The organism is Emergencia timonensis (genome assembly GCF_900086585.1).
GTDB classification, from domain to species: domain Bacteria; phylum Bacillota; class Clostridia; order Peptostreptococcales; family Anaerovoracaceae; genus Senimuribacter; species Senimuribacter timonensis.
In genome coordinates, this window is the sequence record NZ_FLKM01000008.1 from 817039 (window position 1) to 835534 (window position 18496).

Sequence of the window (18496 nt, forward strand, 5' to 3'; positions counted from 1 at the left end):
GAGGGACTATGGTAAAACATACTGGTAAGAATAAGCTAATTGTGATTACAATGATTATATGCATATTATTGGGCGGGATTGCTCTTCCTGCAACGGCTTTGGCGGAGGAAACAGGTACCACAAATACTAATACAATCGTTCCGGGGCCTGTAGCAAAAAGAATCAGAGCTTATCCTAATTGGTCGCAGACAGTATACGCTCCAGAAGGCTCGAAAATCAGAACGTGTAAAATAACTGCAGACAGTCTTTATGACCTCGCATTACGTTCTTATGATGTGGGTGCTGATGAGTTTTATATTGATGTGACGAGTAAAGATGGAGATGTTCATATCTCAGATCTTAAATTTGATGTTACGGAATTACCTCTTGGAGACAGGGGAAAAATGAATTCTTTTGGCATACTCACTGATGCAGGATATTTTCGTCTTACCGGTCTTGGAGCAAGAAAACTGTTCGACGAATATCGTTACCGGGCGGTTATGATGCAAATTGAGTGCAAAAATTTTGCTGAGAATCGGTATACGATAACCATTAAGGCAGAAGACTTGGAAGGAAATGTTGTTACTTCCTTTGATTTTCTTGAAGAAAATGCCACGTTTACCGTAGTGCCAAAGGGGGGAATTGCAAACAAACCTTTGACTTGCCGCGCAACCTCGCATGATAAAGAGGGCAGTGATTTCGTCTGCGTTTCTAATGAGGATGGCACAGTAACATTTCCTGTAACAGATCACGACTTTTATAAAGTATACTACAAGAAAGAATTTCACCAGGGAGAACAGTGTAACTACACCCTTGATGTGATAAACGATGTTGGCGGTTCAATTGATTTGGAGGATACTAATCTATTATCCATCCACCCTGAAGAGGGGTATTATACACAGGCAATAATCGTAAATGGGGTTTCAGTAGCAGTGACAACGCGGCTGAATATCTCAGAAGGAGACGTTATACAGGTCGTTTTTTCAAAAATTGGAGAGACGGTGGATTTAAACCCACCTGCCACTGGCAATGAGACACAGCGAGAGAAAATCAAAAATGGCGTACAGGCGACCAAGATCGATGTGAATGCCTCTTATGCCAAAAGAGGGGTTAAGGTAACCTGGAGGAAATCTAAAGGATATAGGGTGGACTACTATCAAGTTTTTCGCTCGAAGAAACGGACTACGGGATATGGAACTAAGGCAATTTACCAGACAAAAAGTGGAAAAGTCAACACATATATCAATACAAAGTCAATCAAAAAGGGCACTAGATATTACTACAAGATACGTGGTGTTCGCAGCGTAGATGGTAAAAAAATCTATACAAAGTGGTCTAACATTGCTAACCGAAAAGCTTAGTGAGCAAAGAAAAATAATTGTAGGCAAAAAAACACTTGTTTCTGACAGACAAGTATGATATAGTATAAAAGCTGTATTAGATTCAGCAAAAAATTATGCAAAGGTGTGTGCCTGAGCAGGAAAGAGGTAAAGCATGAAGGAAGGAATCCATCCTGATTATAAGGAATGTAAAGTAACTTGCGCATGTGGTAATTCTTTTGTTACAAAGTCAACAAAAGAAGAAATGAGACTTGATGTTTGCTCAGCATGTCATCCGTTCTTTACAGGTCAGCAGAAGTTCATCAACCGTGGTGGACGTGTTGAAAAGTTCAAGAACAAGTATCACATTGACTAATAATCAGAAGCTTAAACCGGAAATTTTAATTTCCGGTTTTTTAATATGAGAATTTATGGTATACTATACAATTAGATAACATTTCATCCAAATTGATAAGCGCGAGCTTCCGTTTGGCTGTATTTTGTCATATAAAATTGTAAATTATTAAAAATTGAGGAGATATAAATGTTTGATAAGTTAGATTTCATTGTTGAAAAATACAAAGAATTGTCCTTGAAGGTTTCTGATCCGGAAGTGATCAATGACCAGCCGCTGTGGCAGAAGCATATTAAGGAAATGGGAGAAATGGAACCCATCGTAAAAGAATACGAGGAATATAAGAAAGCCAAAGAGGAGCTCAAAGACGCCAAGGACATCGTAGAGAATGAAACTGACGAGGAAATGAGAGACCTTGCCAAGATGGAGGTCAATGAGCTGGAGGACAGAATTGAAGAGTTGGAAGGTGAACTGAAGATCTTGCTTCTGCCGAAAGACCCTAACGACGAAAAGAACGTAATTCTGGAAGTCAGAGCTGGTACGGGCGGCGAAGAAGCGGCTTTGTTCGGCCAGGATCTGCTCAGAATGTATATGAGATATGCAGAAAGACATAGATGGAAGACGGAATTGATGGATATCAATGATACGGGAATCGGCGGAATCAAAGAAGCCGTTGTTTTGATTAAGGGCAAGGGCGCTTATTCAAGGCTGAAGTATGAAAGCGGTGTCCACAGGGTACAGCGTGTACCGGAGACGGAATCCGCAGGCAGAGTGCATACCTCTGCGGCTACTGTTGCGGTGCTGCCAGAAGTGGACGACGTAGAAGTGGACTTAAACCCTAGTGACGTCAGAGTAGACGTGTACAGGGCGTCAGGTAACGGCGGACAGTGTGTAAATACCACGGACTCCGCAGTCAGATTGACCCATGAACCGACAGGGCTCGTCGTAACCTGCCAGGATGAAAAATCACAGATTAAGAATAAAGAGAAAGCGTTTAAGGTTCTCAAATCGAGATTATACGATTTGAAGCTGCAGGAGCAGAACAAGGAGATTTCTGCCGCTAGAAAGAGTCAGGTAGGTTCCGGTGACAGAAGCGAGAGAATCAGAACCTATAACTTCCCACAGGGAAGAGTATCCGAACACAGAATCGGTATGACGTTATATAAGCTGGGCGCCATCCTGGACGGAGAGCTGGATGAGATCATCGACGGATTGATTACCAGCGATCAGGCGGAGAAGATGAAGAACTTCTAATGACTGGCTCTTTTTGCCTATTGCTTCGCTTTCTTCGGCTGCAGACTCAATTACGCACTTCAAGTACGCGCATTCGTCTTTGCCTTGAAAGCTGTGCACTAGACAAAAAGTCCTGCGTCATTTAATGAAAGCTGGTTAAAGTTTACCGCGGAAGTCCAAGAATAGAAAATTATGAAAACAAAGATACTGAATGATACAACTGAAGAGATAGAAGAGGCCGCGAAGATTATCGCTGGCGGCGGGTTAGTCGCCTTTCCGACGGAAACGGTTTATGGACTGGGGGCTGATGCTTTGAACAGTCAGGCGGTAGGCAAAGTCTATGCTGCAAAGGGAAGACCGTCCGATAATCCCATGATTGTCCATATATCGTCATACGACGATATGAAGAAATTGACGCCCCAAATTACCAGAGATATGGAAAAACTGATGAAGGTATTTTGGCCAGGTGCAATGACCATGATCGTAGAACGGAATTCTGTGATACCAGATGTGACGACTGGCGGACTGGATACTGTCGGTATCAGGATGCCCGATCATCCTGTGGCATTGAAACTGATAGCAGAAGCGGGATGTCCCATTGCGGCGCCTAGCGCTAACCTTTCTGGCAAACCAAGCCCGACAGCAGCCCAGCATGTTATTGACGATTTAGCAGGACGGGTCGATGCCATCATCTGCAGTGATGATTGCAAATTTGGCATTGAATCTACGGTTATCGATATGACAGGTCAGACACCGATGATTCTGCGTCCGGGCATTATAACAAAAGAAGATTTGGAAACGGCTTTGGGCAAGAAAGTCCTTCTCGATCCGACTCTGAACAAACGGCCGGACAAGTTTAACAACGAAGACTTTCGGCCGAAAGCGCCAGGGATGAAATATAAGCATTATGCGCCTAAGGCGCAGATGATCGTTTATGAAGGGAGAATGGAAGCTGTCGAAGCCGCCATCGATCGTGAGCGGGTTGAGCGGGAGGCATTAGGACAGAAGGTCTGCGTAATCCTCTTTGATGATGCAGAACACAAGGCTGCCGCCCATCAGTTTTTTGCAAAACTGCGAGAAGCTGACAGAGAAGGCGCCGACGTGATTCTGGCTGCCGCCCTGAAAGAAGAGGGCGTCGGTTTTTCCGTCATGAACAGAATGTTAAAATCAGCAGGGTATAATATAAGAAAAGTTTGAAAGGAATTTGTTATGATTATAGCAATGGCAAATGACCACGGTGGATTGGCACTGAAGAAAATAGTAAAAGAACATCTGATAGAAAGGGGATATAAAGTAGTGGACCTCGGAACGCATTCCGAAGAGTCCGTGGATTATCCCATCTATGGAAAAGCCTGTGGAGAAGCAGTTGCCAGCGGCAAAGCGGACCTGGGCATCGTCGTCTGCGGTACAGGAATCGGCATTTCTATAGCCGCCAACAAAGTAAAAGGGATTCGCTGCGGTTTGTGCACTTCTGTAGAAATGGCAGAATTGACGAAAAAGCACAACGATGCCAACATGCTGGCTCTAGGCGGAAGAACGACTGATGCAGAACTGGCCATCAAAATTACCGACACTTGGCTGGATACAGAGTTTGAAGGCGGACGCCACAAGAGAAGAACAGACATGCTAGATGAAATGTAACGATATTGGAGGAAATGTAATGAGCAAAGTATATGTATTCGACCATCCATTAATTCAGCACAAAGTAGCGTTGATGAGACAGACCAACACCAGCGTCAAAGATTTCAGAGAGCTGGCAAGAGAAATTGCCTTGCTTATGGGTTTTGAAGCGACCAGGAATCTTCCCCTGGAAGAGGTTGAAATTGAAACGCCTATCTGTAAGACGAAGGTTAATATGCTGAAAGGGGAAGATATCGCCATTATCCCGATTTTAAGAGCGGGACTGGGATTTGTTGATGGAATGCTGGAGCTGGTGCCCAATGCAAAAGTTGGACATGTCGGCTTATATAGAGACCCGGATACCCATGAACCTGTCGAATATTATTGCAAGCTTCCAAAAGATATAGAAAAGCGGCAGATCTTTGTCGTAGATCCCATGCTGGCAACTGGAGGCAGCGCAGTCGCTGCGATTGACTTCATAAAACAGAGAGGCGGCACCAACATCACATTTATGTGCCTTATCGCTGCACCGGAAGGAATTGAAGCACTGCAGAAAGCGCATCCAGACGTAGACATCTACATTGCGGCCAAAGATGAAAGACTCAATGAAAATGCCTACATTGTCCCAGGACTGGGGGATGCGGGGGATCGGCTGTACGGCACCAAATAAAAGAACTTGTTAAATTTACCTGTGGCGTCGTTGGAGCCCTGCCCCAATTTCTGAAAAAAATTGTTGGCAGGCCTCATGCGAGGAAAACCCAAATCTTTGATTAGATGATTTTTACCGCGGCGTAAACGGAGCTTCTCGTACTAGTTGTACGCTCCGAGGCGCACTTACTGCGGCGCCTAGCCACAATCAAAATTTTCAGCGTTCTTCATTAGAGAAAATATATTATAGAAAGAGGAAAGATAGATGAAAAACTTTATACCGGATAACGTAAGTAAGTACGACAATGTTTATGACGTCCTAAAAGAGAGAGGTTTTATCGAACAGGTAACCGATGAACAAGCCGTCAGAGAGCTTTTGGGAAAAGAGAAGATCAAGTTCTATATTGGTTTTGACCCTACAGCCGATTGCTTGCATGTGGGCCACTTTATGCAGGTAATCATCATGATGTATATGCAGAAGTACGGCCATACTCCGGTAGTTCTTCTGGGAGGCGGTACCGGCATGGTCGGCGACCCGTCGGGAAGACAGGATATGCGTCAGATGATGACGGTAGAAACCATCGACAACAACTGCAACGCGTTCAAGAAACTGTTTGATCAGTTCCTCGATTTTGACGACGAGTGGAAGTATGAAGGAAACGAAGGTGTCTACTCTCCGGGACATCAAAACAGAGATCCGATCCCAGGCAAAGCGATCAGCGTCAATAACGCTTCGTGGCTGAGACCTCTGAATTATGTAGAGTTTGTAAGAGAAGTGGGAACTCACTTTAATGTAAACGAAATGCTGAGAGCAGAATGCTTTAAACAGAGAATGGCGGACGGATTGTCCTTCTTCGAATTTAACTATATGCTGATGCAGGGCTATGACTTCACCGTCATGGCGAGAGACTTCGGTGTCAAGATGCAGTTCGGCGGCAACGACCAGTGGTCTAACATTCTGGCGGGCAAGAGATTGTCCAGAAAATGGTGTGATATCAATGTAGAGGGTATGACCTTTGCGCTGCTGACCAACAGCGAAGGCCAGAAGATGGGCAAGACCATGAACGGAGCTTTGTGGCTTTCTGCGGATCGAGTTTCCCCGTACGAGTTCTTCCAGTACTGGAGAAACGTGGCGGATGCCGATGTGAATAAGTGCCTGAGAATGCTGACCTTCCTGCCGATGGAGGAAGTGAAGCGACTATCTTCTCTGGAAGGCGCAGAAATTAACGAAGCAAAGGAAATTCTCGCTTACGAAGTGACTAAACTAGTTCATGGCCAAGAAGAAGCCGAAAAAGCGCTGGAAGGCGCGAGAGCTGCCTTTGGCGGCGGCGGAGATGCAGCGAACATTCCGACGACAGAGATGGCTGCTGCTGCCTTTGAAGGCGAAGGGAAAGGTCTGGTCTCCTTGATTAAAGAACTGGGTCTGGTGCCAAGTAATGGAGAAGGTTTCAGAACCATCGAACAGGGAGGGCTTTCTGTCAATGGCGAGAAGGTAACAAATCCAAAGCAGAACGTAACCAAAGATATGTTCCGGGATGGAGAAATTTTGATTCAAAAGGGCAAAAAGAAGTTCCACAAGATCGTAATAAAATAATCGTATCAATAGAGCGGGCCGTCTGCAAAAGCGGCCCGTTTTTTCTGTACATAAAATTGCGCTATAGACGAATTTCTGTATCCATCTTTGAGGATTCAGACAATTGGTTTAGCGTCGATGTGGAAATCCCTGTTTAATCTTGGAGAATTTTATGATAAAATAAGACAATAAACAAAAGGAGACAGGCAAAATGTTGGGATTAACAAACAGAGAAGCAGCGGACCGGCGGCAGCAGGGCCTTGGCAATGAGCAGGTCAACTCGTCGACCCGGACAGTCAAAGAAATTGTCAAAGATAACGTATTTACCTATTTCAACTTGATTTTCACCGTCCTTGCGGTGCTCCTGATCGTGGTAGGCTCCTTTAAGGATCTTTCCTTTATGCTCATCGTATTAGCCAATACGGCAATCGGTATTGCACAGGAAATCAAATCAAAGAATACTTTGGATAAACTGAAACTTCTGAAGATGCCCAAGGCTCACGTGATAAGGGACGGCAAAGAGACTACTGTAGCGGTGGAGGAACTGGTCTTGTCTGACTGTGTGATTTTGCGGGCGGGAAGCCAGATTCCGGCTGACGCAAAGGTGGTCAGCGGCAGCATTCAGGTCAATGAAGCACTGATTACCGGTGAAGCTGATGAAATCACGAAAGGCCAGGATGCGCAGCTTTTGTCAGGCAGTTTTGTCGTGTCTGGCGAATGTGCGGCAGTTCTGACCGCGGTTGGGCGTGATTCTTACATATCAAAACTGACTATCGAGGCCACAAAAGATAAAGGCGGCGAGCAGTCGGAGATGATTAAATCTTTGGACAGACTTGTCAAAGCCGTTGGAATCATCATCATACCTGTGGGTATTATCTTGTTCGTGCAGCAGTGCTATATTCTGAACGACAGCTTTTCTGAAAGTGTAACCTCCATGGTTGCCGCCGTTCTGGGAATGATTCCGGAGGGGCTATATATGACGGCTAGTATTGCTATGGTTGTCAGCGCAATGCGTTTGGCTCGAAAAGACGTACTCGTTCAGAACATGCGGTGCATCGAAACCTTGGCCAGAGTTGACGTCTTGTGTGTGGACAAGACGGGAACCATCACGGAAAATGAGATGAAAGTGGATAGTTTTGACCTGATTTACGACGGTATCAGCAAAGAAGAGATGGCATTGCTTATTGGCGATATGGCGCAAAGTCAGAATTCCGATAACATTACCATGGCTGCACTGCAAGCCTATTTTGATAAGACCAGCGGGAGACATCCTAATACGGTCTGCCCCTTTTCATCAAAATACAAGTACTGCGGAGCCAGCTACAGCGACGGCAATTTCGTGCTGGGTGCGCCGGAGTTTGTTCTGCGGGAGGGATTTGACCAATTTGAAGAGCAGATTAACAGTATCGGTGAACAGGGCTATCGTGTTCTGGCTTTTGCTAAGGTCGCGGACGTGCCGGAAGGCCAGCCTCTCCAGGGACAGGCACAGTTGTTGGCTTTGGTTTACCTGACCAATCCAATACGAAAATCGGCGCCGGAAACTTTTGAATATTTTGCGGATAATGGCGTAGATATCAAAGTAATCTCAGGTGATAATCCGGTTACAGTTTCCAACGTTGCGCTGCAAGCTGGAATCAAGGACGCGGATATGTATATTGATGCGAGGCAGTTGGTCAATCAGCGGGCGATTTATGAAGCCGTGGAACGATATACGGTCTTTGGCAGAGTGACGCCGGAGCAAAAGCGTCAGTTTGTCAAAGCATTAAAGAAACAGGGCAGGACGGTGGGAATGACTGGCGACGGCGTCAACGATATTCTGGCTCTGCGCGATGCCGATTGTTCCATCGCCATGGCGTCTGGCAGTGAGGCGGCCTCTAATGCGGCCCAGCTGGTGCTGCTGGATTCTGACTTTTCAAAGATGCCTTCGGTCGTCGGTGAAGGCAGGCGGGTAGTAAACAATATAGAAAAGACAGCCAGCTTGTTTTTGACGAAAAATATTTTTTCCCTGCTGCTGGCTCTATTCTCTATGATTAGTGTACTGTCTTACCCGTTAAAACCGTCGCAGATTACTTTGATCAGTATGTTCACCATCGGAATGCCGTCCTTCGTGCTTTCCTTGGAACCTAACACCAACTTGATCAAAGGCACCTTCTTCGGCAACGTCTTTAAGATGGCTACACCGGCGGGAATCACCACCTTTATCAGCGTCAGTTCCCTGGTGGTCTTTGGGCAGGTATTTGAAATTGATCCGGTGTGTATCTCCACGGCCTGCACCATATTGGTAGGTCTGGTCGGATTTATGATATTGGGCAAAGTCGCGAAACCTGCCAACGGTCTGCATATTGCCTTGATTACAATCATGGTCTGCGGCATGGCTTTCTGTACGATTTTCATGCCGGATTTGTTTGGCATTAACAGTATCTCTGGCCAAGCGGCGATGTTGTTGGTGGTATTTCTCATTGCGACGGAGGCGCTGTTCCGGTATATCTATAAGTTCACCAGTCTGTGCGGGCGGATTCTGAACAGGAGGCCGCGCAGGAAAAAGAAATAATATAAACAGCTTTGAGAATGGCCGGCATGGCGGGGTGATAGAAACCCTGCTGTGCCGTTTTTTTGTTTGCATGCATTAAGGTTGCTGGCAACCTTTTGCGAGAGCAGAATTGCTAACCCAAATGAGTAAAAACTGGAACAAGAGGGATAACTATATTTAGTAAAAGCTGACCTTATCAGCGCTGCATGCGATTGCTTCTTAAAGCAAAGAACTAAAAAATGTTTGAATGCATAAAAAATATACCTAAAATTGCAAATAAATTGTTGATAAAGCACAAAAAATAATGCTATAATGTTTTGTGTTATTTATTGCCTGCAGAAAAAGGAGCGCCCTTTTGCTGGCATGACAGCATTATAACGGAGAGGGAATGTGAAAATGAAAAAAATTATAATCAACTATATCGGCATTTTGATGGGTTTAGCCCTGGCAGCCTTTGGTGTGGTAGCCTTTATATTGCCTAACGGCATCATGATCGGTAGCGCTACAGGTATTGGCAGGCTCATACAGCATTTTTACGGAATTCCGGTGTCTTATACGGTAGCGGTAGTGAATGGTCTGCTCTTTGCCCTGGGGTTTGCAGTGCTGGGAAAGAAATTTGCGCTGTCTATTGTAGTCAGCACCTTCGCCTATCCGATGTTTATCAATTTTTTCGAAAGATTGGATTTTTTAGCGGACCTTACGGACAACGCTTTACTGGCAGCCATTTATGGCGGCGTCCTAATCGGAGTGGGACTGGGTATTGTCATCAAATCGGGGGCGTCTACTGGCGGTACGGATATCGTGGCTATTATTTTTAACCGCAAGCTGGGTATTCCAGTCGGGCTGCCCATGTATCTCATCGACTTTTCAATTCTGGTATCTCAGGTCTTTTTTGCCAAAGGCAGCGAAGAGGTGCTTTTGGGCATTATGATGACGTTTCTATATTCTATGGTTGCTGACAAAGTAGTCGTAGCAGGAGGCAGCGCGGTACAGCTGGTAATCATCAGCCAAAAGTACGAAGAAATCCGCAGGCGTTTGGCGGAGTTGGTGGTCGGTAACACCGTCTTTTATGGGGAAAGCGGATATTTGGGAAATAGGCGGGATATCTTGCTGTGTGTAATTTCGGGACGGGAGTTGAATCGGGTGCAGAACGAAATTCTCGCTCTCGACCCTGAGGCTTTTATGACGATAAACAGTGTCAAAGAGGTAAAGGGACGTGGGTTTTCCTTTGAGAGGGGAAAAGCAAAACAGATTCGCAGCGAAAAGGCGAAATTATCGAGAACTTAGATATAGATAGTTTGCAAAAACGAACTAGTCCGATTTCGGACTAGTTCGTTTTTGCGACAGAATATACTATTCGTTTATGCGGTTTTGATCCTTCAGGCGACGTGCGACGTAGACGGCTGGCGTATCCAAAAGACTAGTCACGATATAGATGACGTAGCTGGAAATGCAGATGTTAATTAGAGTCGGCAGGCTGTGTACACCTGCAAAGGCTCCGAAGGTAAACAGCACCGTGTTCATCAGCTGTGATACCAGGGTAGAGCCGTTGTTGCGGATCCAAAGTCCTTTCTTTGCATCGCCGAAGAGTTTGGTAGTATGTTTCCAGATCGTGTGGTAGGCGAAGACGTCAAAGACCTGTACGATGCCGTAGACGGCGATGCTGACCAGCATGAGGCGCGGCGTGTTGGAAAAGACCGACCTGATGGCGGGCATGGCCCAGTCGTTGCCGTTAGGCTCATAGAGGAACCAGGACTGACTGATTAAAATGAAGGCGACACTGACGACAATGCCCATGCGGACTGCCTTGTTGGCATACTTCTTTCCTTCGGTTTCGCTGAGGATATCAGTGACCAAAAATGTAGAGGCGAAGAGCACGTTGCCTAAGGTCTGCTCCATGCCAAAGGCGTCCACCAGGATCAAGACTTCGATGTTGGCGGAAATGGTGGCGATGACGGTCCACATGTAGAGGCCGGTTCTGCCAAAGAATTTGTAAAACAGCACCACAGCGCTGTAGATACAGACCAGGCTGCAGAACAGGATGATTTCGTTACGCATTGGATTCACCTCCTACGCCGAAGTCGGTATTTTCCAGCAAAATATCCACACGGGAATTCCCCATATATTTAGGATACAGTTCCTTGAGAAAAACCTCGATAACGGCGGGATCAGGTTTGATCGGTTTGCCATTCTCCACCATGATGTTGATGCAGACCCGTTCAAAGTGGGTAAGGCCGGTCTCGATATCCCGCTCCATGGTTTCCCGGTTTTGGCCGGGCAGCCCGAAGAGCAGGCAGCATTCGTCAAAGTCTGCGGCAATTTCAGCCGGATCACTGGCAGTGATGCCCTTGTCCAAATAACTCTCCCGAAAAAGGGCATCAAAGGTTTCCACGCCGATTTTGACTTTTACCAGGATGTTCAAACTGGCGAAGGAGGCCCGAAGGGCTTTGATGGCAGATCGGTCCTTCCAGTGACATTCGAAGTGAATCTCTTTGATGCCTTTGCTGATGCAGATTTTCCGGATCAGATCCATGGTCTGCTGATCAAGGTCCGAAAAACTTCCGGAGTTGATGACCTCCAGCTTTTGATAGATTCCAGAGACTTTTGCCAGTTCTACCTGATTTAATTCGTAGTTTGCCAGTTCATCGGTGCAAAAGTCCAGGTGATAGTCGCAGAATCTGCATCTGCGCCAGGAGCAGCCGCGGCCCCGGAGCAGGACGATTTCCCGCGGATTTTTTTCTTTGATGATGGAATAACGCTCCATTTATCCTCCTCTCCTCGTGACGAACAAAAAATGCGCACGGAAACCGCACGCAATAAAGTGTCTATATTGGTTCCGTAGTTTTGTTTATAGACAGGATGGTCACGAACTGTCTGATGTAATTTACCTGTCTAATATAGCATATTTCCTGGCTGCTGTCAAAAATGTACGAGCAGGGTTGGTGACATAAAACGTCTCTTATGGTATACTATGCGTTAGACTAAATCATTTTTGATTGGAGAAGAAACGCAATGATATATCAAAATGTGCTGGAAGCCATGGGCCACACGCCTATGATTCAGTTAAATAAAATGCCAGATCCTGAAGGCGCCAGAGTGCTGGTAAAATTTGAGGGGCTGAATGTGGGCGGCTCTGTTAAGACGAGAACGGCCTTCAATATGATTACGAAAGCAGAAGAAGACGGTATTCTAAAACCGGACTCTGTCATCGTAGAGCCGACCAGCGGAAATCAGGGTATCGGCCTGGCTTTGGTAGGCGCTGTAAAGGGCTACGAAACCATCATTATCATGCCGGACTCTGTCAGCCAGGAGAGACGAATGTTGGTGGAACACTACGGGGCAACGGTCATTCTGGTTCACGATGCGGGCAATATCGGCGACTGCATTGAAGAATGTGTCGAGAAAGCGACCCAGATGGCGGCGGAAAATCCGAAAGTATTTGTGCCGCAGCAGTTTGAAAACGAAGCAAACCCTATGGTACACAGGCATCATACGGGGCTAGAAATCTTGGAGCAGGTGGCAGGTCCAATCGATGGATTTTGCTCCGGCATCGGAACGGGCGGCACCATTACAGGCATCGGGGAAACCTTGAAAGCGCTGAATCCGCAGATTGAAATCTGGGCGGTGGAGCCTGAAAATGCGGCGATTCTTGCAGGTGGTACGGTCAGCAATCATATTCAGATGGGCATCGGTGACGGTGTCATTCCTGCTGTGTTGAACCAGCAGATTTATGACGATATCTATATCGTTTCGGATGGGGAGGCACTGCAGACTGCCAAAGATCTGGCTGCAAAAGAAGGCCTCATGTGCGGTATTTCCAGCGGAACCAATGTAGCGGCGGCAATTAAGCTGGCTAAAAAATTGGGCAAAGGTAAAACTGTGGTGACGATTTTGCCCGATACAGCAGAACGATATTTCTCAACGCCGCTGTTCGAATGACAATATGTCAGTCAATATGAGAGGTGAATGCGAAAAAAGTGTTGCATTCACCTTGGTTTTGCTATATAATAGTCGTGCATTGTGTTTAAACGATGAATTGTAAGGCAGGACTTTACGAGTCCGGCAGCTTTGCAAGCTAAAAGTTTTTTAGTCATGTCGAAACAGATTCTTTGGGATCCCAGTAGACAGCGCCGAAAAAGATCTGTATGAGATCCCAGTAGGTAGAAAGGAAGAGGAAATGAAATCATACATTGCAAAACCTGCAGAGATTGAACGTAAATGGTACGTCGTCGATGCAGAAGGCAAAACTCTTGGAAGACTTGCTTCTGAAGTAGCTTCCGTTTTAAGAGGAAAGAACAAGCCGATTTATACGCCGCACGTTGACTGCGGAGATTATGTAATCGTAATCAATGCTGAGAAAATTGAAGTGACTGGCAAGAAGAGAAAAGAAAAAATCTACAAGAGACATACTGGATATCCAGGTGGACTCAGAGAGTTGACTTTCGAGAAATTACAGGAAAGAAAGCCAGAAGAAATCATCAAGCACGCGATCAAAGGCATGCTTCCTGATGGAAAGCTTGGCAGACAGATGTTTAAGAAGTTAAAAGTTTATGTTGGACCTGAACATGCACATACTGCTCAGAAGCCAGAAACTTTAGAGATTTAGGGAAAGGGAGGAATAGACCATGGCAAAATTACAATACCAAGGAACAGGTAGAAGAAAACATTCAGTTGCTAGAGTTAGATTAATCCCTGGAACTGGAAAAATCACTGTAAACAAGAAAGACTTAGAAGATTACTTCGGAATGGAAATCGTTAAGAGAGAAGTAAAGAGACCTTTTGACATCGCTGGATGCCCAGGTAAGTTTGACGTAATCGCTACCGTAACAGGCGGCGGATTCACAGGTCAGGCTGGTGCCCTGAGACACGGAATTTCAAGAGCTCTATGCCAGGCAGACAGAGACGCTTACAGAGCGCCACTGAAAGCTGCAGGATTCTTAACAAGAGATTCAAGAATGAAGGAAAGAAAGAAGTACGGATTAAAGAAAGCAAGAAGAGCTTCACAGTTCTCCAAGCGTTAATCGAGACTGTTTTCAAAACAATCTTACAAACTTCAAAAAGATTCAAAACCCTTGCAATTGCAGGGGTTTTTGTTTTATAAAAATCTGCAAGAATTGTTAAAATGCTGTTTACTAGCAACGTACTTGCAACAAATAAAAACCCCAAGTTTTTTGATATACTTTTATTTTTACTCTCGAAGTAAATTATTTAGCAGCTACTCGATAAAGCATTCTAATTTGTTAACTGCATTGAGTAAACCACTCATATCGAGGTGAGTGAAAGCTGCTTCGGTTACATTTCCAATCGAGTGCCCAATAAGCTTTGACCTAATTGTGGAGGGCACACCGAGGTCCGCTAAGAGAGACGCGAAGGTGTGTCTTGTTGAAACGGTGCATAGTTCCAACCAAGAGTTTCCATATCATCAGACGTTATTTCAATTTCGGAGACCTGATCGATTGCAAATAAGAGTAGAAGGCCTGATAGATCGAGTAAAATAGTAATAAAGAAGCCAGCAGTTCTGACTGTTAAAGGTGCGAGGAGAATAAGCCGTCAGGCAGTTTTTAAAATCGCGGAAAGAAAAAATCGAACCAAGATTGTCATAAATACAGTCACAGATAAGGGAACGACTACAGAAACCTTTATAAAAAGATGTTTTAAAAATGAGTCAAAAAAGTATCGAAAATTGAAACATTCTTGAATAAAAGGTATCTTACTAAGTGAAAAGGGTTTTAAGCGCTTAAAATATAAAGTTAATGAAAGAATTGGTTAGAAACGTAAAGAAGTTTAAGATGAGAACAAGAAAGCTTATAGGAACTATTCTATCTGCAACTATGATTTTTACATCTACGACTGTTGGGTTTGCAACTATTAATGAATCATCACAGAGCATTGTTCAAAGAATAGTTAATCAGGAAGCAGTGCGTAGCGAAAAGTATCTGAATAACAGCAAAATAGATGACGCAATTAAAAACAGTACAAATGCATATGTTATATCAAATTCCAATGAAAAGTTTAAATTGCCTAAGCGTGGAAGTTCCTTTGTTAGTGTTACTTTGAATGACGCAGGTTCTGAAATAAAGATGACCTTACCAAAAGAAGTTGAAAAGTCAAAAGGGGTATTAGCTGACAATGGATCTGTTGTGTATGGTTCACCCAATGATTCAGTAGTTGTAACTACACAAGTTTTAGAGAACTTCGAAGAGAATGAGGTTCTCAACTCATTAAGAACGTTAGTTACAATAAAGAATGAAACTGCCCCGACACAATATTTATACAATTTCAATATGCCTGACGGCTATAAAATGGTTAAAGATTATGATTTACATGATGAATATGATGAATATGATTGTGGTGCTGTTTTTATCCTAAATCAAAATGGCGATATTGTCAGCACAATTGAGCCGGCTTGGGCAAAAGATGCCAAGGGTGAGCAAGTAAAAACCGAGTACATAATTAGAGAGAATACTTTATTGCAAACAGTAGAGTTTGATGAAAATAGCGAATTTCCAATTACTGCAGATCCAACAGTACACCCTACAAAATATAGTTACTATTATCTGACTAAAGATCAGGTAAAAACTATGAAAGATCGTTACGCAGAACTGGGAACTTTAGGATATTTCTATACAAATATGCTTTCGGTATGTGCGGCATACAAGTCACCTATACTAGGTGTAGGGACATCGATATACTTTATCAATGTTATTTATGCTATAATAAAGAAGAACACCTGGAATGCATTTTATGTTAACTTTAAACAAAATTTTGCTCGGATACAGGTCGCATGGAATTGGAGAAACGGAGGGAAAAATAGTGGATATGTATTGGGTAAAACAAGTTGCTCCTATGTATCGGGGATTCCGATGTAGATATGAATAGGAAATTGAAGCCGCCGACCATCAGATTAATTGTCGCCATATGCACCTTAATTTTTGTAATGATATGTCTGTTCGTGAGTATGATTAAGTCTGGCGATCTGATCAAGGAGAATGTGCAATTTCTTTTGCGTACAGGCGGGATATTAATATTACTTTTTATATTCTTGTTTGTGGTTGATTATTTAATTATGACAATGCGGCAACGAAAAAAACAAGATGTTGATAGAAAGCTCTAAGACATTAGATTTATGTGATATTGTAGGGATTAATCTTCGCAATATTACTTTTTAAACAGCTATAAGAAAAATTTTATTTATAAGCAAAGAAAAGATAGCTGAAATATTTTAAAAGCATATACTATCTCTTTCATTTGGATGTACTCCCTTGAAACAAATAAAGGAGAATAGGCAAACAGATATTAGAAGTTTAATTTTTATCAATGATCTTAATGATTATTTCAACTCATTATATACAAAAAGACTCACCTATCTCTTTAGGCAAGTCTTTTTGTATGTTAACATCTCTGCTAAAAATGAATAGAAATAGACTGGCGATGCTAAGTTGTTTAAGAAAGACACAACACTTCAACTCGTTAAAATTTGGTTCTTTGAATATATCTTAAACTCCATGTAAACATGCTCTGAATAGACTCTGATGTTTACGTTATCGTCGTTGTGCGGTATATTGGGTTCGCCTGTGATTTTGATATAAGTATTCTCGGGACCAACTGTCGCTAGTGAAGTTGAGACGCCGATGTTAATCATTTTTGGAAGTAATTTAATCGCTTCTGCAGCAGTTCCTTCGAATAGCGTGCCTTTTACGCCTGTTGCTTCAATTTCAGGTTTGTAAACAGGAGTATCTTTATAGGAACCGGCCCATCTGTTTAGGGTTAGTTCGGATTTGGTACCGCCTATTAAACTGATAGACTGCATTGCATCAAATGCGCCAATTGTTTCTGATGAAAAATAAATTTTAACATTGTTTAGTAAAACGATTTCTTTTGCTTTTTATAAAAGTCTTGGTCTGCAAATGCTCCAATGGAAAGTGCCATAAATGAAATCTTGTTTTTGAGCACATCGATACAGTCTTTACGGTTTTGCAGCTGCATTTTGCTAAAAGTTCATCTGGCTTTTCATCAATTTTCCCCAGAATGCATGTCAGAGTGATATTCGTTCTACTTTTTTCTTCAAATATAAAACGATAGAGAATCCGAAGACGAAGAAGAAGATAGTGGAGCTTGAGTTTTCAACTCGTGTGGATTTCTATGAGAGTGGCTCATTTAGAGCGTTTTATAAAGCAGATACACCTAATGTGACAATTAAGACTTCTGTAACATCCATGGTGTTAACGAATACGGCCAAAAGTGTTAAATCTGCTACTGGTAAATATCCGACCTCGTCTTTGACATATGCTTTTCAACAAATCTAAAAACGGGTACTGATATATCTATAAGTACGAGTGCCCAACTGCCAGGTGCTGGATTTACGGCTTCTATGGGGTCACATATTTATTATTACAGGACTGTTAAAGAAACAGGAACTATTAATCTATTCTAAAGAGGCAATATGTCATAGGGGGTGAATGCATGAACGCACGTATTATGAAGTATATTGGCATTGCAATAATGACTCTTGCACATCCAGTGGGTTATTTCTTTTAAAATTTTATTATCTTGGAGCCATTGGCTTATTCAATAGAGTGTCCATTTGAAGAAAGTGCTATGTTAAAGGGTGTTGGCTCCTTGAATTCTTTCTGGTAGGATTAAGTCTGTTTATAATGGGTATTCTCAGGGAACACAAAGACAAATAGCTCACTCCGCTAAGAAGATAACGGATATTTTCTGCCAGCAGATTATCTGTTGGCAGTTTTTTAGTATAGAATGTCGAGAAATGTAGAGCTTTTCATACATATTTTCCACTTGATTTGTGTTACACTGTGTTTACAGTAAGTTACATAAGAAAAGGGGAATTTTTATGAGATTGAAGAGCAGGGGAATGATCGTGTTATTATTATCTAAAGTGGTTGATTTAATCACTGCAATTGTAATCAGCTTCGTGGAAGCTGTAGAAGCTTTTGAGTACAGCGTGGCGAAACAGGGGATTGAAACGCAAGGCTCAAATGTAAAAAGGGAAAAAGTGTACTGCCATACCAATTCAATGGCAGCTGTGAAATGGACTTCAAAGAAAAACTTGAGTTATATAACAAAAGCCAATAGAGATCTCGCTGAAACAGAAAGTTGTCAGAAACAAGGTTATGCTGTGTTCAAAGGGGGATAGAAATATAGATCTATTACATAAAGATGTGTTACAGGTTGGAATAAACAAGGAGGTGAAGACTGCTTATAAATTAGAGACTACGTAA

Annotated in this window: 17 protein-coding genes; 14 read left to right on the forward strand and 3 right to left on the reverse strand. The window is 43.4% G+C overall.

Annotated features, from left to right (window positions below):
- Positions 1 to 8 precede the first annotated feature (8 nt).
- The 9 genes from BN6539_RS05120 (at position 9) to BN6539_RS05160 (ending at position 10544) form a co-directional block, all read left to right on the forward strand.
- The gene (locus BN6539_RS05120; protein WP_067534665.1) at positions 9 to 1340 is read left to right on the forward strand and encodes a hypothetical protein; all 1332 of its coding nucleotides are present in this window, start codon (positions 9 to 11) and stop codon (positions 1338 to 1340) included.
- A gap of 133 nt (positions 1341 to 1473) precedes the next feature.
- Entirely contained in the window at positions 1474 to 1674 is a 201-nt protein-coding gene (rpmE, locus tag BN6539_RS05125; RefSeq protein ID WP_067534668.1) for a 50S ribosomal protein L31, read from the forward strand.
- 168 nt (positions 1675 to 1842) lie between these two features.
- Entirely contained in the window at positions 1843 to 2907 is a 1065-nt protein-coding gene (gene prfA / locus BN6539_RS05130; RefSeq protein ID WP_067534671.1) for a peptide chain release factor 1, read from the forward strand.
- Positions 2908 to 3078: 171 nt separating this feature from the next.
- Entirely contained in the window at positions 3079 to 4083 is a 1005-nt protein-coding gene (locus BN6539_RS05135; RefSeq protein ID WP_067534674.1) for an L-threonylcarbamoyladenylate synthase, read from the forward strand.
- Positions 4084 to 4095: 12 nt separating this feature from the next.
- Positions 4096 to 4527 carry a ribose 5-phosphate isomerase B gene (gene rpiB / locus BN6539_RS05140; protein WP_067534677.1) on the forward strand — a complete coding sequence of 144 codons (432 nt, stop codon included), beginning with the start codon at positions 4096 to 4098 and terminating at the stop codon, positions 4525 to 4527.
- A 19-nt stretch (positions 4528 to 4546) separates the two neighbouring features.
- A complete protein-coding gene (gene upp / locus BN6539_RS05145; RefSeq protein ID WP_067534680.1) occupies positions 4547 to 5176 on the forward strand; it encodes a uracil phosphoribosyltransferase in 630 nt (209 codons plus the stop codon).
- A gap of 243 nt (positions 5177 to 5419) precedes the next feature.
- The gene (tyrS, locus tag BN6539_RS05150) at positions 5420 to 6748 is read left to right on the forward strand and encodes a tyrosine--tRNA ligase (RefSeq protein ID WP_067534683.1); all 1329 of its coding nucleotides are present in this window, start codon (positions 5420 to 5422) and stop codon (positions 6746 to 6748) included.
- Between the two features lie 190 nt (positions 6749 to 6938).
- A complete protein-coding gene (locus tag BN6539_RS05155; RefSeq protein WP_148484453.1) occupies positions 6939 to 9278 on the forward strand; it encodes an HAD-IC family P-type ATPase in 2340 nt (779 codons plus the stop codon).
- 375 nt (positions 9279 to 9653) lie between these two features.
- On the forward strand, positions 9654 to 10544 hold the full coding sequence (locus tag BN6539_RS05160) for a YitT family protein (protein WP_067534686.1): 891 nt from the start codon (positions 9654 to 9656) through the stop codon (positions 10542 to 10544).
- 66 nt (positions 10545 to 10610) lie between these two features.
- Here BN6539_RS05160 and BN6539_RS05165 read toward each other — a convergent pair whose 3' ends face one another.
- Complete coding sequence (locus tag BN6539_RS05165) at positions 10611 to 11315, reverse strand: queuosine precursor transporter (RefSeq protein WP_067534689.1); 705 nt, start codon at positions 11313 to 11315, stop codon at positions 10611 to 10613.
- Entirely contained in the window at positions 11308 to 12021 is a 714-nt protein-coding gene (locus BN6539_RS05170) for a radical SAM protein (protein ID WP_067534692.1), read from the reverse strand. The genes BN6539_RS05165 and BN6539_RS05170 overlap by 8 nt, the downstream gene beginning before the upstream one ends.
- A gap of 248 nt (positions 12022 to 12269) precedes the next feature.
- Between BN6539_RS05170 and cysK the strand changes: the two genes are divergently transcribed.
- From cysK to BN6539_RS05190, 4 genes are all read left to right on the forward strand, one after another.
- Complete coding sequence (gene cysK / locus BN6539_RS05175; protein WP_067534695.1) at positions 12270 to 13196, forward strand: cysteine synthase A; 927 nt, start codon at positions 12270 to 12272, stop codon at positions 13194 to 13196.
- Between the two features lie 238 nt (positions 13197 to 13434).
- Positions 13435 to 13863: a 50S ribosomal protein L13 gene (gene rplM, locus BN6539_RS05180; protein ID WP_067534698.1), complete on the forward strand. Its 429-nt coding sequence runs from the start codon at positions 13435 to 13437 to the stop codon at positions 13861 to 13863.
- Positions 13864 to 13882: 19 nt separating this feature from the next.
- Complete coding sequence (gene rpsI, locus BN6539_RS05185) at positions 13883 to 14278, forward strand: 30S ribosomal protein S9 (protein WP_067534701.1); 396 nt, start codon at positions 13883 to 13885, stop codon at positions 14276 to 14278.
- Between the two features lie 732 nt (positions 14279 to 15010).
- The gene (locus BN6539_RS05190; RefSeq protein ID WP_207645078.1) at positions 15011 to 16126 is read left to right on the forward strand and encodes a hypothetical protein; all 1116 of its coding nucleotides are present in this window, start codon (positions 15011 to 15013) and stop codon (positions 16124 to 16126) included.
- A gap of 593 nt (positions 16127 to 16719) precedes the next feature.
- Here the strand turns inward: BN6539_RS05190 and BN6539_RS05200 are convergent.
- Entirely contained in the window at positions 16720 to 17067 is a 348-nt protein-coding gene (locus BN6539_RS05200; protein ID WP_067534709.1) for an aspartate dehydrogenase domain-containing protein, read from the reverse strand.
- 1041 nt (positions 17068 to 18108) lie between these two features.
- On the opposite strand from BN6539_RS05200, the gene BN6539_RS05205 reads away from it, so the two are divergent.
- Positions 18109 to 18411 (forward strand): hypothetical protein, encoded by a 303-nt coding sequence (locus BN6539_RS05205; protein ID WP_067534712.1) that lies wholly within the window; start codon positions 18109 to 18111, stop codon positions 18409 to 18411.
- Positions 18412 to 18496 lie beyond the last annotated feature (85 nt).